The sequence below is a fragment of the Pseudoalteromonas sp. S1727 genome (assembly GCF_005886375.1).
Classification (GTDB): Bacteria; Pseudomonadota; Gammaproteobacteria; order Enterobacterales; family Alteromonadaceae; genus Pseudoalteromonas; species Pseudoalteromonas haloplanktis.
Map to the genome: position 1 here is coordinate 1 of NZ_PNDT01000261.1, position 384 is coordinate 384.

Here is a 384-nt window from a genome sequence, read left to right on the forward strand (position 1 = left end):
AATCACCGTGAACGTGATTGATAGCGACCAAGTGATTAATAACGCTGAGCAAAGCTCAGTGGATTTATCCGGTGCAGTCAGCGGTATCGAAGAAGGCCAAACCGTGACTATCACCGTCACTGACAGCCAAAACCGCAGCCTTGAATTTACCACCACCGTTGTCAATGGTGCCTGGGCATTGGCTAATCTTGATTTAACTGTGTTTGCTCAAGGTGAATTAACCGTTACCGCAACCAGCACCGATGTGGCTGGCAACCCAGCAACAAACACCACAACGGTGGTAAAAGATACGCAAGCAAGCCTCACTATCAGTGTCGATGATGGCGGCGATAACTCAATCAATGCCCGCGAAGTCACTGCGGTGCTGGTCAATGGTACAGCCAC

1 protein-coding gene is annotated in these 384 nt (G+C 50.0%); it reads left to right on the plus strand.

Annotation, left to right across the window (positions count from 1 at the left end; genetic code table 11):
• The coding region (locus CWB85_RS22575) for a hypothetical protein (protein ID WP_171039071.1) at nt 1-384 on the plus strand (384 nt) is incomplete at both ends.